We start from the raw sequence: 24055 nt of genomic DNA on the forward strand, positions 1-24055 counted from the left end.
CAAAAGGTAACTTTGAGTTTGACCGGTCGATTTCGCTCGATCGTTCTCGTTCTGTGCTTGATTATCGTCTTAAAAGGTAATATGTATACGTCATATGCCGCGCTCGACGGATTTGCAGAAGACCGAACGGATCAATGCTGCCCATGGGTTGCTCGCGCGTGGGCTGAGCGTGGCGGAGGCAGCCATGGCGTTGTCGCGCCAATTCACCATGTCCCGGCGTCAGGCCTATCGGTATATCGAGGAGGCGCATGCGATCGGCCGACCGGTGCCGGTGACCGAGCCCACGACGGCAGTGACGTTCAAGCTTCCGCCCAGTTTGGTCGACGCGATTCGAGCGCGGGCGGCGGCGGAAGGGACGACGATCAGCGCCATGGTGGGTCGGGCGCTTCGGGCGTTTCTCGGCGAAGCCGACGGCCATGGCTGACCGGCGGGAGGGCGATGTTCGCAGCGTCCTTCTCGGGCCTGTCTTTGACCGCCTGCTGCCGGCCAAGTTGGCACAGGTCTACGGGATCCTGGTTGCGGAGCGGATTCGCATCGTCGGCGCGGGTCCGCGGGTAAGGGAGGCAAGCAATGACGTGCGCAGCGATCTATGCCCGGGTGTCCTCCGATCAGCAGAAGGAGGACAACACGATTGCCAGCCAGACGGCGGCGCTGGTCGCGTTCGCCCGCGAGCAAGGGGTCAGCGTGCCCGATGAATGGATCATCGAAGACGCGGGGTTCAGCGGCGCCAGCCTGGCGCGGCCGGGGCTGGAGAGATTGCGCGACCTGGCGGCCGAGGGACACATCCAAGCTGTCTTGATCCATTCCCCGGATCGGTTGAGCAGAAAATATGCTTATCAGGTTCTCTTGATGGAGGAGTTCGCTCGCCTCGGTGTCGAGACCGTCTTCATCAAAGCACCGCATGCCGACACCCCGGAAGACCAGTTGATGCTGCAGTTCCAGGGCATGATCGCCGAGTACGAACGGGCCCAAATTCTCGAACGCTCGCGGCGCGGCAAGCGCCACCGGGCCAGGGCCGGCGAAGTCTCCGTGCTGTGTGGGGCGCCCTACGGCTATCGGTATATTCGTAAGACGAATGACGCGCCGGCGCGCTATGAAGTCGATGCAGCCGAGGCGGAAGTGGTGCGACTGGTGTTCGAGAACTATACGGTCGGCGGCCTGAGCATTGGCGCCCTCGCCCGCCTTCTCAACGAGATGGGACTGCCGACGCGCCGGCGCGTCACCCGCTGGGAACGGTCGGTGGTGTGGGGGATGCTACGCAATCCCGCCTACAAGGGAACGGCCTGCTTCGGCAAGACACAGGTCGCACCGCGGCAGAAGGTGACGAAGCCGTTCCGCTTGTCGGGCCGGGCGGGCTTCAGCGAGAATACCAGCCAGCACGAGCGGCCGCGCGAGGAATGGATCGAAGTGCCCGTTCCCGCCATCGTGACGGAAGAAACCTTCGCGTTGGCGGCCGAACGCCTGACCGACAACAAGCGCTTTGCCCCGCGCCGGACGATCGAACCGAGCATCGTGCAGGGGCTGGTGTCCTGCCGCAAATGCGGCTACGCGCTGTCACGCACATCGACCCGTACGTCGGCGCGCAAAATCCACTACTACCGCTGCCTCGGGGCGGATAGCTGGCGCCATCTCGGCGGATCTGTATGCGACAGCCGGCCGATCCGTCAGGATCTGCTCGATGAAGTGGTGTGGCGGGAGATGATGCGCTTGATCGAGGACCCCACGCTGATCCGCGCCGAGCTCGACCGGCGTCTTGACGCGGCCCGTGCGGTCGAGCCGACGAAACGGCGGCAAGAGGCCCTCGAACGGGAACTCGTGCGCGTCAGCAAGAGCATGGAACGGCTGGTGACCGCCTTCCAAGAGGATCTCCTGTCGCTGGAGGAACTGCGCCGTCGCATGCCGGAGCTACGTGCCCGCGAGCAGACCATGCGCACCGAATTGCAGGCAATCCGCGATCAGGCCGCCGATCGCATGATATTCCTGCGTCTCGCCGAGACGCTGACCGCCTTCCTCCAGAAATTACGGGCATCGGCGCAATCGCTGGACGTCAGCGACCGACAGAGGATTGTCCGCTTGCTGGTCAAGGACGTCTTGGTCGACGACGATACCGTCATCATCTGCCACTCGCTCCCGATGCACACGACGATACCGCCGTCCGGCAACGCGTCATCGCCTTCCAACGGGAAGTCGCCATCGGCTGACAAAAGTTACCTTTTGCGTTCAGGGAGTGAAGTCACCGCTCCTTTCCAACATCATGCTCCATGAGTTTGATGGCTGGTTGGAGGCGAAATATCTGAGCGACAAGGCCCGCAAGGACCGATGGGCATGGAACTTCGGCATCAAGCAGGGCCGCCCCATTACGGTTCGAGAGAACCGGCAATGGAAACCGGCCGTCGCCTATTGCCGATACGCTGACGATTTTGTCGTTCGAGTTCGTAAAAGGAACCAAGGCTCAGGCAGAGGAAATCCGCGAGGAGTGCCGGGCGTTTCTGGAAGGGGAGTTGAAGTTGACGCTGAACATGGAAAAGACCCATGTGACACACGTCAATGACGGCTTCGTCTTTCTGGGGCACCGGATCATTCGCAAGCGAGGGGCGCACGGACGGATGTCCGTCGTCACGACGATACCCAAGGAAAAGGCCAAGGGGTTTGTTCGCAAACTTACTGAAAGCCTTTCCGGCAATCATAGTGTCAGCACGGTCGACATGATCGCCAGCCTGAACCGCCAATTGGTGGGATGGGGGGCGTTCTACAAGTTCACCGACTTCACGGCGTATGTATTCCGGCGCATCGACCATGTCGTGTTCTGGAAAATGGCGCATTGGATGGGACATAAATACCGATCTCGCATCAAACCCTTGATGCGGAAATGGTACCGGGTCCCGGAGCCGGGCAAGGCGAAAACCTGGCTCGTGTTCGGTCGGAATGAACGCGGCGTACCCGTCGGCAGAGCGCTGCTACGGCTTGTCTCAAGCCCGACTTGAACAGTTGGAGGTGAACGGATGGCGAACGCTGTCCGTTAAGCTATTGACTTCACTCGCCTCGAGTTTTCGGCGCGAAAATGTGTGGTAACAACATTTGATCTGCTAGCTGCATGTTGTATGGATTTTATGGCATTTATTCGCTAACAACGCTGGCATGTTTGTCGTTGAGAGAGTCGCGCGCGGCCACCGCTATCTTTACCTCGTGGAAAGTGTCCGCGACGGCAAAACCGTTCGCCAGCGCACGATAAAGGCGCTGGGCCGCAAGGATGCGCTGGTTGCCAGCGGCGAACTTGACAGATTGGCGGCCTCGATTGCGCGCCATGGCGAGCGCAGCCTCATCCTGTCCGACATTGACGCGGGGCGAATTGCCTCTCGCCGCATCGGCGGTCCGCTGTTGTTCGGGCGGCTGTGGGAGCGGCTCGGGATCGGCGATGTGCTGGAAGAGGTGCTGGAAGGGCGCCAGTTCGGCTTTGCGGTGGAACGGGCGGTGTTCATTGGCACGTTGCATCGGCTGTTCGTCTCGGGCTCGGACCGCGACTGCGCGAACTGGATGGCCGATTATGGTATCGAGGGCGCCGAGGGTCTGGCGCTCCATCACTTTTACCGGGCCATGGCGTGGCTGGGCGAGGAACTCGGCGAAAAGGCGCAAGGCGCGCTGGTGGCGCGCTGCGTGAAAGACGTGATCGAGGAAAAGCTCTTCGCGCGCCGGCAGGACCTGTTCACCGACCTCAGCCTTGTGTTCATGGACACCACCTCGTTGTCCTTCTACGGCGCGGGCGGCGAGACGCTGGGCAAGCGCGGGCATTCCAAGGACTTCCGCCCCGATCTGGCGCAAATGATCCTGGCGCTGGTCGTTGATGCCGAGGGCCGGCCGATCTGCACCGAGATGGTGCCCGGCAACACCGCTGACGTGACCGTCCTGTTGCCGGTGGTCGATCGGCTGCGAACGCGCTTCGGCGTCACACGCGCCTGCGTTGTCGCCGATCGCGGCATGATCAGCGCCGATACCATCGCCGCGCTCGAAAAGCTGGGCATGGAATACATTCTGGGGGCCCGCGAACGCTCGAGCAGCGTGATCCACAACGTCGTGCTCAATGACGCGGCACCGATGGTTCCGCTCGTTCTCGAGCGCCAGCGCGGTGAAACTCAGTTGTGGGTCAAAGAGGTCAAGGTCGGTAAAGACCGCTACATTGTCAGCCGCAATGACGCCGAGGCCGAGAAGGACAAGGCCGACCGCCAGGCGATCATCGCCGGCCTCGAGGCACAGCTCAAGAAGGGCGACAAGGCACTGGTCGGCAACTCGGCCTACCGGCGTTACCTCAAGGCCAGCGGCAAGAACTTCAAGATCGATGTCGGCAAGCTTGCCGAGGAAGCCCGGTACGACGGCATCACCGTGGTGCGGACCAACGCGAAGGTGACCCCGCTCCAGGCCGTGCTGCGGTATCGCGATTTGCTCGAGGTCGAGAGCCTGTTCCGCGCCGCCAAGGCAACCTTCAATACCCGGCCGATCTTCCACCAATCCGATGCCGCCATCCGCGGGCATGTGTTCTGCTCGTTCCTGGCGCTCGTGCTCAGCAAGGAACTGCGCCGCCTCTGCCGGGCCAAAGGCCTGACGCCCGAATGGCAGCCGCTTCTACGCGATCTCGACCGCCTCCAGGAAGCCACCATCGAAAAGGATGGTCGCATCGTCACCACCAGAACCCACGTTACGGGCCAAGTGGGCAACGTCTTCAAGGCAGCTGGCATCGCTCTGCCACACAACCTCGACGAACAACTCGCCTGAGATCATCCCCAAAATGTAGTGGTAACACGCGCCGGCGCGCGCCTAACGTGCTGATATAATCACATATTCTTACAGGCGGTGTTTAAGTGGGGTCAAGCCCAAAGGCGCAATTCCGGTGGCGTAATCCGGAGGAAAATCCATACATCTTCCGGTTAGAAACCCGCAGCACCGTTACATCGCACTACAATGATGTTGCTATGGCCATGGGCCAAGTTTGAATGGAGAGCCGTATGCGCTGAAAGGTGCAAGTACGGTTCGGGGAGGAGAACGCATCTGCGCTTCTTACACCACTGCACCTTGCCGAGCAGTTCGCCTATCTGGCGGTTGTGCTCGATGCATTCAGTCGCAAGGTCATCGGATGGGCGCTCGAACTCCACTTGCGGGCCAGCCTTGCTGTCGATGCCCTAAAAATGGCGATCTCCGCACGTGTTCCGGTTCCCGGCAGTTTGATCCATCATTCGGACAGAGGAGTTCAACGCTTGCACCAGCTATTCTGATATCCTCCATGGGCATGGGATCCAGCCGAGCATGAGCCGGGTGGGGAACCCTTATGATAACGCACGCGCGGAAAGCTTCATGAAAACCTTGAAGCAGGAAGAAGTCGCAGGATTGGCCTATCGCGATGCACCCGATGCCCGGCGACGTATCGCGAGCTTCATTGAAGATGTCTACAATCGGCAACGGCTGCATTCAGCACTCGACTATCTCACCCCGGAAGAATAAGAAAAGACCTTATCGACACCATCGGAAAATGCCGCATTTGAACTCACGAGCATGGAATTGTCTCGCAATTTCCCTGTCTCACAATAGGGGTGCACTCCATAGGCGTCCGCTTATAACCTGAGAGCAGAAAGTTTGAGAAAAGAAAGCAAGCGAGATGCCGCGGGGCGGTTCCATCCAGCCGCGACTGCGGCGGCAATCGTCTCCGTCGCAGCGTTGATGCTCGACTTGGGGACAAAGATGTGGGTACGCGCGTCACTTCCATCTCCCGACGGGCTCGACCCATTACCGTTTTTGGCGCTGCGCCCGCGGTACAGCGAGGGCACGACGTTCGGCCTGCTGTCAGGTGGCACCACATTAGGTCTGACGGTTTTGGTGACGGTAACCGTGCTGGCTATCCTTGGTCTTTGGTGGTGGGTCGCGCGTGCCCAAGGGCCACAGGTCATTGTTGGCGCTGGTCTCATGGCAGCCGGTGCGCTCGGTAATCTCGTCGATCAGCTGACCATAGGGATGGTGACGGATTTTATAGGTCTGCACGTAGGCGGCTGGTATTTCGTCATCTTCAATCTGGCCGACATTTGGCTGGTTCTTGGTTCGATTCTGGTGTTCTTTGGCTCACGGGAGAGACGCAACGAGGGTCCCGGGGAAGCATAGAATTTCGGTTCGATTTGCACTTGAAGTACCTTCAAGTTTTGATAGCTTCCCGAGTTGGACTATAGAGCGCCTGTTGCGGTCGTCGAGCGCGACGGTTACCCATCGCTGACGCCGCCTGGTGGTCTCTGTGCTTGCCGAATTGGGGAACGAATCTGCAATCAGACCGCGTGACAGGCGTGTGAAAGAATTGCGTCGAACTGCGGAAAATTACTCGGCTGCCTCGTTCTCACCTGCAACATTCGCCGAATCTTAAGCGTCGTCTGCGAGCACCTCTGGAAAGCGTCCTCAGTTGGAGCCGTTCCATTGTCTGATCGTCAAGGTCGAAAGCTAGCCCGTCTTATGCACGACGATGGGCTTTTGAGGCTGGCGGATGTAGCTTAAGCGGTTGATTTGGCGTAGGATTCGGTTGCTTAGGCCAACCCTTCCACCTCATCTCGCGAGCCACACCCGCCATGACCGAGAATACGTTGCTGCCGCTGTCTTTTCCAGCCGTCGGACGCAAGAAGATCACAGCTGCGTTTGACGGCGGCCGCATCACCTCGGATGGCGGCGTCATGCTTCTGGCCGCAGCCGAGCGTCGCCTGCAACTGGCCGACAGGCTGGCCGCGGTGATCCACGATCGGCGCGATCCAGAGCGGGTGACGCACGCCATGGCCGACATTCTGCGCGCCCGCATCTTTGCGATCGCGTGCGGCTACGAGGACGCCAATGATCTCGACCGACTGCGTACCGACCCGGCCTTCAGGCTCGCCTGCGGGCGGCTGCCCGACAGCGGGATTGATCTGTGCTCGCAGCCGACCTGCTCGCGGCTGGAGAACCTGCCTGACCTGCGCACCGTCATCCGGCTCAGCTGGGTGCTGGTCGATCTCTGGCTGTCGAGCTATGCTGCGCCGCCCGCAAGCGTCACGCTCGACATCGATGATACGCTGGATGTCGTTCACGGCCATCAGCAGCTCTCGCTCTTCAACGCCCACTACGACGAGCGTTGTTTCCTGCCGATCCACATCTACGACGCCGCGACAGGACGCCCGGTCGCCATGATCCTGCGTCCTGGCAAGACCCCGGCGGGCAAGGAGATCCGCGGCCATCTGCGCCGTCTCGTGCGCCGCATCCGCGCCCGCTGGCCGACCACCCGCATCCTGATCCGTGGCGACAGCCATTACGGCCGGGCGCAAGTCATGGCCTGGTGCGAGAACAAAGCGATCGACTACCTCTTCGGCCTACCCGGCAACAAGGTTCTGGAGCGGCTCGTCGACGAGAGCGCCGACGACATCCGCACCCGCCGCGCGCTCGAGCGCAAGCCTGTGCTGCGCGGCTATGCCGAGACCCGCTACAAGGCGAAGTCCTGGAAGGCCGAACGCCGCACCTGCGCTCGCATCGAGGCAACCACCCTCGGCCTCGACATCCGCTTCGTCGTCACCAATCTCGACAAAGGCTCCGCCGAGCACATCTACGACGTGATCTACTGCGCCCGCGGCCAGGCCGAAAACCTGATCAAGATGCACAAGAGCCAGCTCGCATCCGACCGAACCTCCTGCCGCTCACCGATTGCCAACCAGGTCCGTCTTGTCCTGCACACCGCCGCATACTGGTTGATGCTCACCCTGCGCGAGGCGGTGCCCACGACCCATCATCTGCGCAACGCCGAGTTCGCTACGCTGCGGCTCAGGCTGCTCAAGCTCGGCGCCCGCGTCATCGAAACCGTCTCGCGCATCCGCCTGGCCTTCGCCGCCGCCTGTCCCGAGGCAAGTCTGTTCCGGGCGATCGCCAGCAATCTGCTACCAACAGGACCATGACCGCCGGGGCAGCAGGCCCCGCCGAAACCACACAGCTTCCACCCTCCAGCGCGTTCACAAGTCCAGACACAGCCGCGGTGAAAAAGACGCCGCGCCGCCACCTGTCCGCCGCTCAGCGGCAAACAAACCCAGATCCGTCATGAATAGGACGAGCTAGGCTCGAACAGCCTCGAAGACCGTTCGTTTGGTCGTTTTGGCAGGGCCTGGTCCTATATCCGTGAGCGGGGTCTGTTCGAGCCGATCAGGCTCGTTCACCGGCATGGGATCGGCGCAAGCGCTGGCTTTGTCCTGCGAAATGTCCGTTATATCGTTGCCGACCGCCCCGCGCGAAAATGGGATCGCCAGCACGGTGTCGATACGGCCGGCTCGGTCCAGCTCGCTGCGTTGGATGTCATCGGCCCGCATCGCAGCAAGGGCAACGAAGCCGTATGCACATCGCCCAGAACCTTTCATTTCATCATGAAGTCGCTGCCCAGCGACCTCCAGGGCCATACATTCGTAGACATCGGCTCTGGAAAATCGCGAACGCTGTTGCTGGCGTCGCGATATCCGTTTGCAGCGATCATCGGGATGGAGTTCGCGCGCGAGCTGGTCGAAATCGCCAGAGGGAACATCGCTCGCTTCAGAGATCCGTCACGGAAATGCCGGGCGCTCAGTGTCGTCGAGGCGGATGCGGCGGCTTACGAATTTCCCGAAGCGCCGCTGGTGGTTTATTTCTACAATCCTTTTTCTAACGTTACGCTACCATGGTCAGCCATATCGCCGGAACTTCGCGGCGCCTGCGCCTTTGCACAGCTAACAAGGCGAATAAAATCGCGAACGCTCGCAGTCGAAAGCTTGGCTGACGGCGAATCTGGTGCCGATGGATACAGATTGGTGGCCGAGATCGGAATCTTCAGGAGAACATCATCGCGGTAAACGACAAGAAGCTGACGATAGGCGCCGGCGCCGCTCGGTCCTGCCGCTAAAATGAAATCGCGCCCATAAAGAGGGTGCGCCGGATCAGTAACTGTTATGCGCTGATCATCTCCAAATCTAATTGGGGCATTAAGATGTGTGCTCGTAGATCCCGTCGGCATCGCCAATCAGCGTATCGGTCAGTCCGGCCAACTCGATCAGCCGGTGCCAGTCGGCATTGTTGCGCGCCAGCCGCGAAACCTCCAGGCCAAGCACGATGCCGACCCGGGCCAGCGCCACCTCGCTGGTCAGCCGCGCAAAGCCGGCGCGCATGACGCTGCCGGAGCCGGACAGGCCAAGGTCCTCGTCGATGACCAAGACACGCTCGTCCGGCCAACCCAGCTCGCGCGCCCGACCGGAGAGCGCGTATTGCCGCTCGGTCGATTCACGGTTGTTCTCCACCTGTGAGGCGCTCGACTGGCGCAGGTAGACGACAGCCAGCCGGGCCTGGTGACCGGCGGCGATTTTGCTGTGTTCAGTCATGACCGGCCTCCCTCACTGTCAGCATGCGCGCGATCACGAGGGCGAGCCGGCGCAACGCCTCCGCCCGCGCCTCGGCGTCCAGCGTCTCCCAGGTGGGTGGGTCGGGAGGCCGCTTGCGGTCTTCCTCGGCGAATCTCAGCTTCAGTTGCATGTCGCTCCTCCTTGTCATCGGGCGGCGACTCGCCGCGCCGTTCAAGAAGAGCGTCGGTCAGAAAGCGCAGATGCAGAAGGTCTGAAAGCCGCCCAATGCTGGAGTGATTAGCCGGCGAGGCTGTGGAATCACCCCCCCAGGCCCCCGAGATCCGTCCACGCGACGGGAATGTAGGTCCGGCTGCCGTCCGGCAATTCTAAAAGCAGCGTTGGCTCGCCGCGGCGTTTGAGGCGGCTGATTACGGCCAGAGGCCGCCCTTCAAAGGCGTGGCCCTCCCGCATGATCGTTGCCGAGGCGGGAAGGTCCTGGTGATGGGCAGTCTGGAGATGTTTCCTTCGACGCTGTGCACGGAGGCCAACAGCTTCGCCTGTTCAATGCCCACCATGACGAGTACGGCTTCCAGCCGATCGTAGTGTTCGATGGTGCGGGACGGTTCGTCAGCGCGATCCTGCGACCGGCCAAGCGGCCGAGTGGGGCTGAGATCCGCCCCCACCTGCGCCGTCTGGTGCGGGCGATCCGGATCAACTGGCCGAACATTCGAATCCTGCTCCGCGGCGATAGCCATTATTGCAGCCCGCAGGTCATCGACTGGTGCCGCGCCAACGACGTCGACTCATCTTTGGCCTCGCGCCCACCACGACCCTGCGCAAGCATGTCGCGGATCTGGAGGCCAGCACGACGGCGCGCTTCGAAGCGTCGGCCAAGACAGGCAAGGTCCGCAGGTTCAAGGAGTTCGTTGACGGCGCCGCTAGTTGGAGCCGCGTCGAGCGCATCATCGCGCGGGTCGAGGTCGGCGCCCAAGGTGCCGATACCCGCTTCGTCGTCACCAACCTTGCCGGTGGGAAGGCCAAGGCGCTCTACGAGGATGTCTACTGCCGGCGCGGCGCGGCCGAGAACCACATCAAGTCGCGGAAGACGCATCTTGCCGCCGACCGCACATCCTGCACCAGAGCGACGGCCAACCAGTTCCGGCTATTCCTGCATGCCGGTGCTTACTGGTTGATGTGGGGCTTGCGGGCCGCGATGCCGAGGCGCTCGAGCTTTGCCGTCGCCCAATTCGACACGCTGCGATTGCGCCTCATCAAAATCGCTGCGCGGGTGGTCGAGATGAAATCGCAAATCCGCCTGCACCTGCCGACATCGTGCCCCGACCAGCGCATCCTGCGCATCGTCCTCGATCGCATCCCCCAACTCGCGACATAACGATGGGGCGCAGACGCCCCGAAACGAACCCGTCGACCGCAACCTGCAAACCCCCGCCTGCCATCACGACGGAGCAATTCCGGCGCCTGACGAGGCGCGTGGAAAAGCACCGCAACGGCGACCACAGCGTCGCTTCAGGCCGTCAAAAGCTTATCGCCGTGCATTAAGGCGGCTAGTTCTCGGTTGATCTGGGCCTTGATGCGGACAGGCAGCGCCCGGCCATCCCCAGTGCGAAGCTCATCCAGACGCTTGCGCCGATCGCGGCGTCGTGGTTCATAATCCCTAATTCCCTGGCTGAAGAGCAGGCCCTTGATCCGGTTGGAGTGCTCGATCCGCTCGGCGATTAACGTCTTGCGCTCCCGGCTGATCCGGCGACGGTCCTCGTCCTCGGGCGTTGGTACCCGCACCATCGAGCAGACACGCGGCTCTCCGCGCCTGTAGGCCATCAGTGTGCGGACCAGCGTCTCGCCGTCGATCCGGTCGGTCTTCGCACGGCGACGCCGACGCGACACGGCAATCGAAGCGGCATCGACGACATGGCTTTCGATCCAGTCTTCCTGGCGCAGCACCCGATCGATCCAGAACCCGTCGAGACCAGCTTCCTGAATCACCACGAGCGGATAGCACTTGCCCGTGCGCGCCTGCGCCTTCTTGCGCAGGTCATCAAAGCGCGCAAACAGTCCGGTGATATCGCCGCCGGTAACGGCGTGTCTCGACATTTTCTCTCCACCGCCCGGCGAGAGAGATGTGATTAGCCAAGTCGATTTCCCGAGTTCCATCGAAACAAAAATCGCGCCAAGATTGACGCGGATTGCGACAGACGCCTCTGGATGATCAGCTGCAGAATGCATGGTTCTCCTCCAGTGAGTTTTTGAGCAACCTCACTTTGCCAGAGCGCAGGTCGCTATCCACCTTTCCCGGTAGGGACGCCCGTTTCTGGGCGCCCCCCGGACAGATCCGAGCGAGCGGGATTCCCGCACTCGGCTCCTACCTCGGGTGAGTGACGGCGAAGCGGACGCTTGGCCAAGGATGAAGAGTACGCGGTTTGGGAAGCCAGTCGCCCGAGATCAGAGCGATCCTTGTCCATGTGGTTCGGTCTTTCTGGCTGCGGCGCTGGAGCGCCCGCCGCCAGAGGTTCACCACATGGTGGTGGAATGCCGAGATTGCGCGACTGTTGGTGGGGACTGCAAAGTAGGCAAAATGCCCGGTCACCACCTGCCGTAGCCATTTCCCTTGTTCAGGGATCGACTGGTGCCATCGTCGTCGTAGCTCCTCCTTGATCTCCTGGAGCTTCGCCCGCATCCGATCCCCGCGGGTCTTCCGTTGAAGCTGGAAGAGGCCGCGACGGGATCGTCCGCAGATGAGTGTGAACCCCAGGAAGGTAAAGGTCTCCGGTTTTCCGAGCCCGCGCCGCTTGCGATTGACCGCCGCAAAGCGACCAAACTCAATCAGGCGGGTCTTGTCCGGATGGAGCGACAGCATGAACTCCTCAAGCCTCGCACGCATCGCATCGAGGAAACGACGGGCGTCCTCCTCTCGCTCGAAGCCGACCACCACATCGTCCGCATAGCGCACGATGATCATGTCGCCGGTGTTCTCGCGCTGTCGCCAGCGCTTGGCCCACAGGTCGAGAACGTAGTGCAGGTAGATATTGCCAAGGAACGGCGAAATCACCGACCCTTGACCCGTTCCCCTGTCATCGACGGTCACGATCCCGTCTTCGAGGATACCCGCCTTCAACCACTTCTGGATGAGGCGGATGATGCGTTTGTCGCCGATCCGATGTTCCAGGAAGCGGACCAGCCATGTCAGGCTGACATCCCCAAAGAAGTTTTGGATGTCGGCGTCGATGATCCAGTTTACCTGCCGCTTGTCGATCGCTGTACACAGCGCATCCGACGCATCGTGCGGGCCTCTCCCGGGCCGAAACCCGTAGGAGAAGCCGCAGAAGTCACCTTCGTAGATGGCGTTGAGCACGATGACGGTCGCCCCTTGGACAATCTTGTCTTCCAGAGCCGCGATCGCTAGCGGCCGCCGCTTCCCGTCCGCCTTCGGTATGTATGTCCGGCGCGACGGTTGCGGGCGATACACTCCCCGATGAACTCGTTTGTGCAAATCTACGAGCCGAGGCTCGAGGTCTGCCTCGTAGTCCTGCCACATCATGCCATCCACCCCGGGGGCGGCCTTGCGCCTGAGCGCGAAGAACGCCGTGCGAAATGCATCGACAGTGAGGTGGTGGAAGAGCGCGGTGAACCGATCCTTCTTCCTCAGCCTTGCGGCTTTCCGTACGCGATCCAGCGACTGGGTCATGCGAGCCCGGCCCTGCGTCCGGTGCATGCGTTGCTGTTCCGCGTTCCCCTTGGTCCCCGGCCTTGGCTCCACCAACTCCGCCACCGGTTGCCCGGCTTTGTTCGTCAGCTTCACAGCTACTATGCCAGAGTCAGACTTCTCCGTGTCGTGCATCAGCGGCTACGGCTCCTCGCCTTCCCGCTGCGGACCATGTCCTCCAAAGAGGCCATGGCCGACCCGGAGATCTCCCGGTTCCCGTACAAAGAGCGTCCATGCATGCCAGGGTCTAAAAGACCGCGCCGGATTGGTGAGGCACTCGCATAGCGCACCTCCCATATTGCCTTCCGCTATGAGGACAGCGTCGGCATCCGAGATAAGATCCCTTTCGCGGCTCAATGGCTGGCCTGCATGCTCCCCTACCGACGCTTCGCCGACATCCTCGCGGATGCCTGCGCACGGCTCGGGGCCGACGTGGATCGCTACTCCTTCATCGTAATGGACTTTCACCATCTACTCCTTGCCGGTCTCCCGGCGCACCCCCATAGGATCTCATGCTCTCCAATCATAGGGACTAGCGTAACCGGGGCAGATTACCGGGCGGTGGGGGTTTGCAGGCGCGTGCGTTCGTGATTCACCCTTTGCGTGACGCGGCCTTTATCAACCAAAGACAGCGACGGCTGATTTGATGATGATGCCGCCATCCGGGCTTCGGCGCATCTGACGACCTGTGGCGGTGCGAAAAACATTCGTCAATTGCAGCGCAGGCGGCACGCGCGACCACAGGGTTCGCACGCTCTCCCGGCCATGCCGGGTTTTGCGAATGACGTTTCCTGTGACGACGCGCTGCGACCATCGGAAGCCGATCTCGTGGAAATACAGGTCGGCATGCTGCGGGCTGATATGATGAAAGACGCCGGCGATGGTACGGCGGACGCGGGAGTTGAAACCTTCGACCGAATTGACGTGGACGGCGTCCCGGACATACTCACCGCTGGAATGCTTCACTGTCTCATGCTTGGCAAAGCTCTACCAATGGCCATGAATGCCTTCCACTCGTCGCTCATCAAATGAGCTCCCAATTCGATCTGCGCTTCAATGACGCGTTCGCTTGCTCGCGCCGAGAGACTGGTCACGACCGCGGCACGCGCGTCACCGGCCAGAGTGCCAGGCATGACGTCACTCGGGCGCCGCACCATTGCCATGACTGGCGTTTTGTCCGTATTCGCCTGGCCTTTCCGGCCGCGGCCCGGAGGCGGGTCGTCGGGATTCTTTCTGGGCCTTCCACCGAGATGGAAATGGTCGATCTCCACCGTGCCGGCGAGCATGTTCTCCCGCGCCACCATGAGACGCAGTGCATGTCCCATCCGCCAGGCCGTTGGCTGGCTCACCCCGAGCGCCTCGGCCAGGCGCACCGACGACAAGCCCTTGTCGGATTGCAGTAACAGCCACATGGCCTTCAGCCAAACACGCAAGGGAAGCTTCGTGGAGTGCAGAGGCGTGTGTGTCGTCACCGTGAACTGGAACCGGCAATCGCCGCTGGAACATTGATAAAGACCCGGTCGGGCGCGACGCTTGCCGGTATCGCGACCGGCAAGCGCAATCGAGCGTTTGTATCCGCAGGCGGGGCAGATCCGGCCATCCGGCCACACCATGCTTTCCAGCAACCGACGGCAATGCTGCTCATCCCGGAAGGCCGCGATCATTTCTTCAACAGTCCGAATGTTGGAAAGCGCTGCAAGCATTTCAGGCATTCTCACCTCCTTAGACCAGCCCGAAGAATCGCATGAAAAGCCATACATCACAAGGATATTGCGGTCTTTGGTTGATAAAGGCCCGTGACGCTACCATCGACTGATTCGCTTGAAGGCCTGTCGCTTGCGGAACTCCGCGGGCTGGTTTCTGCGCTGATCGGCGAAGTGCGCGGTCTTCAAGGCCGGGTCGAGAGCCTTGAGATTGAGAACCAGGCGCTACGCGCCGAGAACCAGACCCTGAAGGATGAGATCGCCCGGCTGAAGGACCTGCCGCCGCGTCCCCCGGTCAAGCCGACCAAGCCATCGGGCATGGAGAAGGCGACGCAGCCGACATCTGGCAAGGGCAAGCGCCGCCGGCGCGGCGCCAAGCGCGACGGCGGTCGCGTGAGCCGCGAGGTGACGGTTGCGGTGAGCGCTCCTGCGGGCTCTCGCTTCAAGGGGTATGAGACGATCCTGGTGCGCGATCTGGCGTTGTCGGCCGAGGTGGTGCGCTATCGCCGCGAGCGCTGGGTGACACCGACCGGCGAAACGATGGTGGCGCCGTTGCCGGCGGGGATCATCGGCGGCTGGGGCGCGAACCTGCGCCGCTTCATTCTGGCCTGTCACATTCAAGGCCAGGTGACGACGGAGCGGTTGACGGCGTTGTTGACCGGGATCGGGGTCGACATTTCGAAGCGCCAGGTGGTGCGGCTGATTTCGGAGGGCCTGGAGGCCTTCGCGGCGGAGGACCGTGACGTGCTGCGCGCCGGGCTGGCTACGGCGCCCTGGATCACCGTCGATGATACGTCGGCGCGCCACGCCAACCAGGACGGCTACACCACCCAGATCGGCGATCGCCGCTTCACCGCGTTCCGCACCGGGCGATCGAAGTCACGGGAGGCGTTCCTGGCGACGCTTGCGTGCCGGGCACAGCGATTACTTCATCAATGAAGAGGCCCTGGCCTATATGCGCGGCCGCAACCTCGCCGGTCCGGTGATCGCGCGGCTTGGCGGCTGCGCCGCACAAGGCATTTGCCGACAGCGCCGCATGGCAGGCGCATCTGGCCGCACTCGGCCTCGACCAGCTCGCGGTTGAGCCCAACCCAGTCAGGATCGCCACCGAAGGGGCGATGTGGGGAGCGATCCGCCACCACGGCTTTCTCGGCGATACCGTGGTCGTATCCGATGATGCCGGCCAGTTCCGCATCGGCGACCATGCTCTGTGCTGGGTCCACGCCGAGCGGCTCGTCCACAAATTGATACCCGTGACCCCGGATCAACGTCAGGCCGTCGACATCATGCGCCAGTTGATCTGGTGGTTCTATCGCGACCTCAAGAGCTACCAGCGTGCTCCTTGTCCGCGCCGCGCGGCGGCCCTGCGCGCCCGCTTCGAGCGCCTGTTCAAACGACGAACCGGCTACGTCATGCTCGACCGGCTTCTTGCCAGGCTGCATCGCCGCAAGCATGAACTCCTGCGCGTTCTCGATCGTCCCGAGATCCCACTCCACACCAATGGTTCGGAAAACGACATCCGCACCTTCGTCACCAAGCGCAAGATCTCCGGCGGAACCGTCAGCGAGGCAGGCAAGAACGCCCGCGACGTCCTGCTCGGCCTGATGAAGACCTGCATCAAGCTCGACGTCTCATTCTTCCGCTATCTCGGCGACCGCCTCGGCATACCAACACAAGAGTCGATTCCGCCGCTCCCGGATCTCGTTAGGCAAGCCGCTCAAGCCTGACTGCCCGGTAATCTGCCCCGGTTACCTGACGTCGGGTTGAGCAAGCTCAATCCGGCTGCCCTGCGCAATTGCCCGACCTGCCGAAAAAGGGATGGCGATTGTTGGATTTCATCCGAGCTTCAGTTCTATTAGACACGTGTTGGCGCTTTCGGATGGACGAGCATCGCCACCTATCAAAACGTCACAGTCATTCGACGGTGACCGATTTTGCGAGATTGCGCGGCTGGTCGACATCTGTGCCCATGAAGAGCGCCGTGTGGTAGGCAAGAAGCTGTATCGGCAGCGAGAAAATTATCGGCGCGATAATCTCGTCGACGGCAGGCAGCACGATCGTATGCATGGTGTCGAGTTTCGATGCCGCTGCCCCTTTCTCATCGGTGATGAGGATAATCCGCCCGCCACGGGCAGCCACTTCCTGCATGTTGGAGACGGTCTTTTCGAAAAAGCGATCATGTGGCGCGATAACGATAACTGGCATGTTCTCGTCTATCAATGCGATCGGACCGTGCTTCAACTCACCCGCCGCGTAGCCTTCGGCGTGGATGTACGAAATCTCCTTGAGCTTCAGCGCACCTTCCATCGCCAGCGGGAAACTGGTGCCGCGGCCAAGATACAGGACGTCACGACACTTTGACAGTTGACGCGAGAGGAACTCGATCTGTGGCTGGATGCTGTTGAGTACCTGGCCCATGACGCGCGGGACTTCGGCGAGGCTCCTGACGAGCGCCTGCACCTCGTCTTCGGTTACGGTTCCGCGGGCCCTGGCGGCGGCGATGGCGAGTGCGGCAAGAACGGCAAGCTGGCAGGTGAAAGCCTTGGTGGAGGCGACGCCGATCTCCGGTCCGGCAAGGATCGGGAAGACCGCATCGGCCTCCCGAGCGATGGTCGATTCGCGGGCATTGACGATGGCGCCAATTTTCAGCCCAAGCTCCCTGCAGTATCTCAGCGATGCCAGCGTATCGGCGGTTTCGCCAGACTGCGAAATGAAAAGTGCCGCCGACTGCGGCGACAACGGGATTTCGCGGTAACGGAATTCGGACGCAACGTCGATTTCAACCGGCAGGCGCGCATAGCGCTCGAACCAGTATTTTCCGATCAGTCCGGCGAGATAGGCGGTGCCGCAGGCAGAGATCGCCAAGCTCGGGATTCTGGCGAAATCGATGCCAGAAACCATGTCGGCGCGATTCTCTATGATGTTGATATAGTGACCGAGCGCATGCGCGATGACCTCGGGCTGCTCGTAAATTTCCTTCTCCATGAAGTGGCGATGGTTGCCCTTGTTGGCGAGATCGGCCGCGGCCGTGGAGGTCTGTCGCGGACGCTCGACAGGATGGCCGTCGAAATCGAAGATATCGGCGCCCGTCTTGCCGATTACGGCCCAGTCGCCGTCGATGAGATAGGTAATTTCATTGGTGAAGGGAGCAAGCGCGATCGCATCGGAGCCCAGGAACATCTCGCCGTCGCCGTGACCGATCGCCAGCGGCGGTCCATTGCGCGCCGCCATGATGGTCGATGGATCATCCTCGAAGAGAATGGCTAGCGCGTAGGCGCCCCTGACGCGTTTCAACATGGCATGCATCGCCTCACCTCGCCCCATGCCCTCCCGGCGGTGTCTTGCCAAGAGATGCGCGACGACCTCAGTGTCGGTGTCGGTCTGGAACTCGGCTCCCGCCGCCGCCAATTCGTCCTTCAACTCCGCGAAATTCTCGATAATGCCGTTATGGACGACGGCCACACCATCGCTAAAGTGCGGATGCGCGTTGCGTTCAGTCGGTGCCCCATGGGTTGCCCAGCGCGTGTGGCCGATGCCGATGTTGCCGCTCAGCGGCTCTTCCTTCAGTCTCGTCTCGAGATTGACGAGCTTGCCCTCGGCGCGCCGGCGGTGCAAGGCGCCCTCGGTGATCGTCGCAACGCCGGCCGAGTCATAGCCGCGATATTCCAGACGCTTCAACGCGTCGACCAACCGATCCGACACCGGCTGTTGCCCAGCAATGCCAACAATCCCGCACATGTTCGTCTCCGCATTCTTCCCGGCAGCTTCAGCCCACGTGAGACGACACCCACCCGGCCCGCTTTCATTCAGGATCTTGTAGTAGTATTTGGTAATATCGGTACAATTGATTGTAAGGATAGCTACCATCCACTCTATGGATAGACCAAGACGCGGGCATAGACCAAGACGCGGGCCCTGATCTAAACTCCTCGTTGCGCCTGACACTCTCATGACCGAACGCAAGCTCACACCCGCGGCACTAAGCAACAACATCGGTCGGCCGGCCATGCGCGGCCATCCCGGCTACGCACCTCCCCACACAACCGCCGACGCAGTCCTTTCCCTGAGGTTTCCAATCCACTCGCGTCGGCAGATCGTTGAGGCGCGACGCGCGCTCTGAAGACCCTTTCCATCCAGCTTGACGACGCGGGACTTGAAGACGACGCGCGCTGCCGGAAGTCGGCGAAGCGGTCGCGCCAGCAAGCACGCGGCCGACGCCCGCACCGCGCCCGATCCGGTTATCGTTACAGGCGCCCGTACGCCTGCGTTAGCCCCGCGCCGCCGCGCGCGAGATCGGCCGTTGGCAAGACCTGATGCGGATATTTTGGCGCGAGAGGAGTCGGTCGCATGCATCCTTCCGAGCTCGGTTTAAGGTCGTCGTCGCGCATCGACGCCCGGTTTGAGATCGATTCATTCAAGTTTGGCAGCTGAGCCGGTCCGCGGAAATCGGCGCCATCGCACCTCGATTCGAACATGCGCTGGCTAGCGCCATGGCGAGACCCATAGCGCCAGCCACATCCAACGGATGTGCAGACAACCGCTTCGGCGCCGAACAGACTGGAATGGCGCCATAGCCATATTCTTTTCGTGACTTTTCGAAATCAGCGGATCACAGGCTCGCCATGGAAGCGGCGGCGCGATGGAGGAGAAACGCCGAAGCCGACTTCCATCATCAGCCGTGGCCTGCGGGCCGGCACGGTGCCCATATGGAAGCCGAACGGATCCTCGACGAAACCGAGACCGGCCTCCCCGGTCAGCGTGACCGGGCTCTGCTCCCCGTAGACATCCAGAACCTCTTGCGCGGGATGGCCGACGAGAAGCGTAAGCTGGTGCTTGAGGGCGCGGCGGTTATGACTGCCTCGGACATAGACATGGGGGCCGGTGCCCTCGTCGACGGGCATCAGGTAGAAGAAGAACTTCAGCATCCGCCAGTCGTCGAGGTCGAAGTGGTATTTGCCAAGCGAAGCCAGGTTCTTGTCGGCGTCGGAGGCTTGGCCGGTCGGGAAACTCCACCAGACACGCGTGGTGATCAACTTCGCCTGGCCGCCGAGATAGTGCGCGGCGATATCCATGAGCAGCGGATCGTTCTGGATGGCGAGTGCCGCCTTGCAGCCCAGAATGCGCTCGAAATAGTGGCCGCTGAGCAACGGACGGCCAAACCGGACCTCAGCCTCCGCATGCTCCGTCGGCATGAATTCGAGGCGGCGGTCGAAATTGCCGAAGCAAGGTGTGCATCTGGCGAATGCGGCTACATCTTCAGAGACCATTGTTGGCAAGACGAGACCGGAAAAAAGCCCATCCGACCGCAGAGCGTCGACAACATCCTGGCGATTGACGCCAGCAAACATCGTGTCCTGGGCATTCTGCGACACTCGAACAGGCTTTGCACCACGCCAGTGCATTTTCCGTGCCGGCATGGTGCGGGCGAGCATGAACATCGGCAGCCACGCCGGATTCTCTCGAAAATCCGAGAGATAGGTCGGGATACGCACAGCGATGCGATGGAGCATGCTGCCGTTTCGCGCGATCGCCTCAAGGCTTGCAGCGCCGGCTTTGTCGGGGTGCGTATCGGTCATCAGGGTCCTCGGGGTATGAATGCACTATCAACGAAGCCTTGGTTCTCAGTGCTTCGTCCGTATTACCCAAACCCAATTCCCGCAGTGGGAAGACTAACCGCGCGTCAGGTTTTGTGCAATGCACAATAAGCCCGTCATGGGCGGATGCGGACAGATCCCTGCGTGTTTTGGAATAAGCCAAATAGTAGGCTGTCACCACAATTACACCAGGAACTGTCTGTAGCCGCCGCCCATCAGGAAGCGGCCACGTTGGACGGCGCGACGCACCCTGATCGCGAAGATGGCTGCCCGGATGAGACCAATCTTCTTCGACTCGCCGTCTCCCGAACAGGGCAATGGCGATCTCCTAGGATGCTCCGGCAGCGAACCATCTAAAGCCTGGAGCAGGATACGCAGACGCCCTCTGCGGGGTTCCGGCGGAAGGCAAGCAGCTACCAGGCGGCCGCAACCATTGATGTCATTCAGAAACTACGGGCAGCGACATGGAACTTCAGGTGCCGCGGCGGCACGATTGCGTCGACATATAGCCGCAACGGGCGGAGAATGGAGGCACCGGAAACGGCGATCTGCAGACTCCGACAGTCCTCCCTCAGCAGCACGAGCTGCACGCCGGCAGGCGTCAGCAGGATGTCCTTGCCGTATGAGAGCGGAGAAAGATCAAGCGGTTCAAAATCGTGGTCGAGCCCAACCGGCTCCGCGGCCGCTCGTAGAATGCGGGCGCAGTCGCGCGGACCCCAAAAGAACCTTGCCGACGTGGCGTCCGATTGTGACGCGTCCGCGAAAAAGGAGGAAGCGATCTCAACGCTAGGAAGCGGCCTGTGCGCGGTGTCTTCCTTGAGGATGATGTTCAAGTGAACGAGTTTCACCGCCGTGTGAGAGCTGATCGCAGGCCTTTAAGAGATTGAGGTATCTCGTGCTTTCTTCGCCTAAGGAGCAGATTTTGTTGGAGACCAATGAACTTCCGCGTTTCGCGCAAGTGGTGCTTACTAGACTAAGACTAGGGCTGCGAATCTGGACGTATCTGATCTCCCCGCGCCCCGGCATTGACAACTTTTACCGCAGTTTGTCAGTGCTGGGAAAGTTGGACAACGTATGATGCTCGAAGTGGGCTTGGATAGCTGCCTTTGCCGTTCTCGACTCCGGTCAAGAGGGATCTTTCGCAGGGCGTGCGTTGATCGGCTAGCGACCGTCCGGCGTGCGCAGGCCGATCCACTTGTCCTTGACCGCGTTGTAATGGACTTCAGGCTTGTACTTTGTCACGTTCAGGCCAAGGCGCTCGACCGACAGACGCCCGGTCGCCTGTAGGATGGCATAGCTCGCTACCACCACGTCGTGCTCGGCGCTGGCAAGATCGATCTTGCCGGTGATGAGGTCGTTCTGGGCGTTCAACACGTCGAGCGTAGTGCGCTGGCCGACATTGCGCTCCTCGATGACGCCGTTCAAGGCAAGCTGCGCGGCTGCGATCGCCTGCCGGTTGGCCGCGACGCTCTGCTGAGCGGCGGTATAAGCGGTCCATGCCGCGGTCACGGCTTGGCGCACCTGGTCGCGGCTGACGTCGACCTTGATCCTAGCCTGGCTGAGCGATTCCTTGGACTGGCGCACCAGTGCTGAAGTGCGGCCACCAGAATAAATGGGGACGGTCAGCGTCGCCCCGATGCTGGCCGAATTGGTTGTGCCTTCCGTTCCCGAGGTGATCACACCGGGCACGGTGTCGCGATAAGCGCTCGAGACGCCGGCGCTTGCGGAAAGCTGGGGCAGCAGCGCGCCTTCGGCCGATTTCACTGAAAACGCCGCCGCGTCAACCAGAAGCTGGGTGGCGAGGATGGCCGGATGCTCGGCTGATGTGATCGCGATGGCCGCATCGAGGCTCGACGGCAGCAATTTTGCCACCGGCGCCGCCGGCCTGAGCTTCCCCGGCTCGTCCCCGACGATCTGACGATAGGTTGCCGCACTTGCCAGCGCCCGCGCGCGGACGGCACTCAACTTCGCCACTGCGTTGGCGCGCTGGGCATCGGCCTGCGCGACGTCGGTGCGCGTGCCTTCCCCAACCTCGAAGCTCGAACGCGCAGCACGCGCCTGTTCGGTCAGGAACTGCAGGTTCTGCTCCGTCAGCACGGCAACTTGCCGGTCGCGAATTACGTTCATATAGGCCTGAGCCGCGTTGAAAAGGGTGTCTTGTTCGGCGTTGCGTAAGCTCTCGACCGAAGCGCCGACCTGCGCTTCGGCAGCCGCGACATTGTTCCTGGTCTGAAAACCGTCGAACAGGGTCTGATCGATTTCGACGCCGAAGTTGCCTTGGGTTAGGCGCACGCTCCGGTTCGAGCCGTTAAGGTGGCTGCTGGAATACTCGATATCCGCGGAGCCGGTGATGGTCGGACGCCAGCCCGACTTGGCGATGGCCACGCCCTCGTCCGTGACGCGTGTGCCGGCCCGGGTCAAATTCAGCGAAGAATTGTTCTGATAGGCCTTAGATAGGGTTCCGAAGATAGTCTCTGCCGACGCCGTTAACGGCGGTAGGATGCTAGCAGAGCAAAAAATAGTGGCAAAAATGCTGTTGCGTACAGTCGGCACAAACATATCCCTCATTTTATTTCGTCATGGCAACTGCGCCGCATCGGCGGTCGCGATTAACCAGCCGACACGACGTCTCGGGGCCCTTCAGGCTCTATGCTTGCGCATAGAGAGAGCCACCCGAGCGACCCTTTTCATTCCGGTCATTCTGCGTAAAATCGATTGTTTTGATGGAAACCCATCTACATGATGGATATCAACGGAACCAACCGCAAGCTGGAGGCATAGCGGTACAGCGGATCGGCGATCGCAATAAAGTTCACTATCCGGGAGACCGTCATTCGCCTCCGACGGCGGGACTGGTTCGAGAACCAAGGTCGCCAAAATCGCCGAGCGCATTGCCGCCCGCTGGGCCGATTTTCGCAAGATGCCGCAAATGCCTTCAAGCGGGACGGGACAAAGCACGGCAACGCCGCACGGTTTCATGCGCAACGACGATACGCCGCAGGTCTTGCCGACTGGTGTCGCGGTCTTCCCCCGCTGGAATCGGGCCAATCTTGCCGACAAGGCGCGCAAGGTCGGTATCCCGGTGTGGCGCATCGGAGGCGGCAGCGCTTAGCCTTGGCCTTGCACTAAGTGCCGCCGCCAAGAATCTGCGAGCTTCTGCTGGCGATCAGCCAGGTGCGGGACGCTTCGGCGTAAGTTCACGCTTTGCTGCCCTTCGTGAGCCCAATTCACCATCTGGTCGCCTCCGTGCGGGGTGTGTTTCCGCCATCGAAGGACAAAGCCGCTGGTGATGCAGCCTGTAGACGTTTACAGCTATCGCGGTGGAAGGGATCAGAACTCGCCTGACCGGAGGCAGCCAGCCGTGCGACGGCCTGGTTGACCGTTCCCACGCCGAGCTTTGCTTTGGCGTTTTCAGATGGAAGGTCAGGTGCGCTTTGAGACGCCGAGGATCTGGCTGACGTCCCAGGCGACTTGCCGCGCGCCGTCCATTTCAGGCATTCGAACTCTCGCGGGTTGAGCGTTGCGCCATCCACCACGTGATCGTTGGCGAGCCTGCGCCGCACATGGATATGAAAGTTGATCGCCACCAGCTGCGATGCCTTTTCATAACGTGGCAGTGACCGCAAAGAGGCGGACGCGACTCGTCGGAAGCAAAGGTCAGCGCCTGCAAACCGGCCGCGATGAGGTGCTGTCACATTG

The 24055-nt window shown here is 61.4% G+C and carries 15 protein-coding genes and 7 pseudogenes; 12 read left to right on the forward strand and 10 right to left on the reverse strand.

What is annotated here, in order from left to right:
- Window positions 1-94: 94 nt before the first annotated feature.
- The 9 genes and pseudogenes from ACZYHG_RS36265 (at window position 95) to ACZYHG_RS36305 (ending at window position 8855) form a co-directional block, all read left to right on the forward strand.
- The gene (locus tag ACZYHG_RS36265) at window positions 95-424 is read left to right on the forward strand and encodes a ribbon-helix-helix protein, CopG family (RefSeq protein WP_258580701.1); all 330 of its coding nucleotides are present in this window, start codon (window positions 95-97) and stop codon (window positions 422-424) included.
- A 146-nt stretch (window positions 425-570) separates the two neighbouring features.
- Window positions 571-2265 (forward strand): recombinase family protein, encoded by a 1695-nt coding sequence (locus ACZYHG_RS36270; protein ID WP_464615082.1) that lies wholly within the window; start codon window positions 571-573, stop codon window positions 2263-2265.
- Window positions 2225-2969 (forward strand): annotated as a pseudogene (locus ACZYHG_RS36275) (group II intron maturase-specific domain-containing protein); the annotation flags it as partial. The gene ACZYHG_RS36270 and the pseudogene ACZYHG_RS36275, both read left to right, overlap by 41 nt.
- Window positions 2970-3138: 169 nt before the next feature.
- Entirely contained in the window at window positions 3139-4767 is a 1629-nt protein-coding gene (locus ACZYHG_RS36280; RefSeq protein ID WP_464615083.1) for an IS1634 family transposase, read from the forward strand.
- Window positions 4768-5009: 242 nt separating this feature from the next.
- Window positions 5010-5264 carry a DDE-type integrase/transposase/recombinase gene (locus ACZYHG_RS36285; protein WP_464615084.1) on the forward strand — a complete coding sequence of 85 codons (255 nt, stop codon included), beginning with the start codon at window positions 5010-5012 and terminating at the stop codon, window positions 5262-5264.
- Window positions 5265-5283: 19 nt separating this feature from the next.
- Window positions 5284-5490, forward strand: coding sequence for an integrase core domain-containing protein (locus ACZYHG_RS36290; RefSeq protein ID WP_464615373.1), 207 nt, complete (start codon window positions 5284-5286; stop codon window positions 5488-5490).
- 132 nt (window positions 5491-5622) lie between these two features.
- Window positions 5623-6141 carry a signal peptidase II gene (locus ACZYHG_RS36295; RefSeq protein WP_258580838.1) on the forward strand — a complete coding sequence of 173 codons (519 nt, stop codon included), beginning with the start codon at window positions 5623-5625 and terminating at the stop codon, window positions 6139-6141.
- A 452-nt stretch (window positions 6142-6593) separates the two neighbouring features.
- Window positions 6594-7937 (forward strand): IS1380 family transposase, encoded by a 1344-nt coding sequence (locus ACZYHG_RS36300; protein WP_464615085.1) that lies wholly within the window; start codon window positions 6594-6596, stop codon window positions 7935-7937.
- Window positions 7938-8321: 384 nt separating this feature from the next.
- Window positions 8322-8855 (forward strand): hypothetical protein, encoded by a 534-nt coding sequence (locus tag ACZYHG_RS36305; RefSeq protein WP_464615086.1) that lies wholly within the window; start codon window positions 8322-8324, stop codon window positions 8853-8855.
- Window positions 8856-8987: 132 nt separating this feature from the next.
- Here ACZYHG_RS36305 and ACZYHG_RS36310 read toward each other — a convergent pair.
- Both ACZYHG_RS36310 and ACZYHG_RS36315 read right to left on the reverse strand, forming a co-directional pair.
- Window positions 8988-9377: pseudogene (locus tag ACZYHG_RS36310) on the reverse strand (recombinase family protein); the annotation flags it as partial.
- On the reverse strand, window positions 9370-9528 hold the full coding sequence (locus ACZYHG_RS36315) for a hypothetical protein (protein ID WP_183454876.1): 159 nt from the start codon (window positions 9526-9528) through the stop codon (window positions 9370-9372). The gene ACZYHG_RS36315 and the pseudogene ACZYHG_RS36310, both read right to left, overlap by 8 nt.
- 343 nt (window positions 9529-9871) lie before the next feature.
- Here ACZYHG_RS36315 and ACZYHG_RS36320 point away from each other — a divergent pair.
- Window positions 9872-10731 (forward strand): annotated as a pseudogene (locus ACZYHG_RS36320) (IS1380 family transposase).
- A 164-nt stretch (window positions 10732-10895) separates the two neighbouring features.
- Here the strand turns inward: ACZYHG_RS36320 and ACZYHG_RS36325 are convergent.
- From ACZYHG_RS36325 to ACZYHG_RS36335, 3 genes and pseudogenes are all read right to left on the reverse strand, one after another.
- Window positions 10896-11582 (reverse strand): annotated as a pseudogene (locus ACZYHG_RS36325) (transposase); the annotation flags it as partial.
- A gap of 136 nt (window positions 11583-11718) precedes the next feature.
- Entirely contained in the window at window positions 11719-13194 is a 1476-nt protein-coding gene (gene ltrA, locus ACZYHG_RS36330) for a group II intron reverse transcriptase/maturase (RefSeq protein ID WP_464615087.1), read from the reverse strand.
- Window positions 13195-13677: 483 nt separating this feature from the next.
- Window positions 13678-14771 (reverse strand): annotated as a pseudogene (locus tag ACZYHG_RS36335) (IS1595 family transposase).
- A gap of 117 nt (window positions 14772-14888) precedes the next feature.
- Here ACZYHG_RS36335 and ACZYHG_RS36340 point away from each other — a divergent pair.
- Window positions 14889-16489, forward strand: a pseudogene (locus tag ACZYHG_RS36340) (IS66 family transposase).
- A 187-nt stretch (window positions 16490-16676) separates the two neighbouring features.
- Here the strand turns inward: ACZYHG_RS36340 and glmS are convergent.
- The 5 genes from glmS to ACZYHG_RS36365 form a co-directional block, all read right to left on the reverse strand.
- A complete protein-coding gene (gene glmS / locus ACZYHG_RS36345; RefSeq protein ID WP_258580842.1) occupies window positions 16677-18500 on the reverse strand; it encodes a glutamine--fructose-6-phosphate transaminase (isomerizing) in 1824 nt (607 codons plus the stop codon).
- An 863-nt stretch (window positions 18501-19363) separates the two neighbouring features.
- Window positions 19364-20338 (reverse strand): hypothetical protein, encoded by a 975-nt coding sequence (locus ACZYHG_RS36350; RefSeq protein ID WP_258580843.1) that lies wholly within the window; start codon window positions 20336-20338, stop codon window positions 19364-19366.
- Window positions 20339-20539: 201 nt separating this feature from the next.
- Window positions 20540-20674, reverse strand: coding sequence for a hypothetical protein (locus tag ACZYHG_RS36355; protein ID WP_464615088.1), 135 nt, complete (start codon window positions 20672-20674; stop codon window positions 20540-20542).
- Window positions 20675-20799: 125 nt separating this feature from the next.
- Window positions 20800-21189: a hypothetical protein gene (locus ACZYHG_RS36360; protein WP_464615089.1), complete on the reverse strand. Its 390-nt coding sequence runs from the start codon at window positions 21187-21189 to the stop codon at window positions 20800-20802.
- 328 nt (window positions 21190-21517) lie between these two features.
- Window positions 21518-22909 carry a TolC family outer membrane protein gene (locus ACZYHG_RS36365; protein WP_464615374.1) on the reverse strand — a complete coding sequence of 464 codons (1392 nt, stop codon included), beginning with the start codon at window positions 22907-22909 and terminating at the stop codon, window positions 21518-21520.
- Window positions 22910-23231: 322 nt separating this feature from the next.
- Here ACZYHG_RS36365 and ACZYHG_RS36370 point away from each other — a divergent pair.
- Window positions 23232-23468 (forward strand): annotated as a pseudogene (locus tag ACZYHG_RS36370) (hypothetical protein); the annotation flags it as partial.
- Window positions 23469-24055 lie beyond the last annotated feature (587 nt).

The organism is Mesorhizobium subarcticum, assembly GCF_055456085.1.

Excerpts from the sequence above, each read along its gene's own strand:
- ACZYHG_RS36265 (WP_258580701.1), top strand. The coding sequence starts at position 95 with ATGCCGCGCTCGACGGATTTGCAGAAGACCGAACGGATCAATGCTGCC.
- ACZYHG_RS36270 (WP_464615082.1), top strand. The coding sequence starts at position 571 with ATGACGTGCGCAGCGATCTATGCCCGGGTGTCCTCCGATCAGCAGAAG.
- ACZYHG_RS36280 (WP_464615083.1), top strand. The coding sequence starts at position 3,139 with ATGTTTGTCGTTGAGAGAGTCGCGCGCGGCCACCGCTATCTTTACCTC.
- ACZYHG_RS36300 (WP_464615085.1), top strand. The coding sequence starts at position 6,594 with ATGACCGAGAATACGTTGCTGCCGCTGTCTTTTCCAGCCGTCGGACGC.
- ACZYHG_RS36315 (WP_183454876.1), bottom strand. The coding sequence starts at position 9,528 with ATGCAACTGAAGCTGAGATTCGCCGAGGAAGACCGCAAGCGGCCTCCC.
- ltrA (WP_464615087.1), bottom strand. The coding sequence starts at position 13,194 with ATGCACGACACGGAGAAGTCTGACTCTGGCATAGTAGCTGTGAAGCTG.
- glmS (WP_258580842.1), bottom strand. The coding sequence starts at position 18,500 with ATGTGCGGGATTGTTGGCATTGCTGGGCAACAGCCGGTGTCGGATCGG.
- ACZYHG_RS36350 (WP_258580843.1), bottom strand. The coding sequence starts at position 20,338 with ATGACCGATACGCACCCCGACAAAGCCGGCGCTGCAAGCCTTGAGGCG.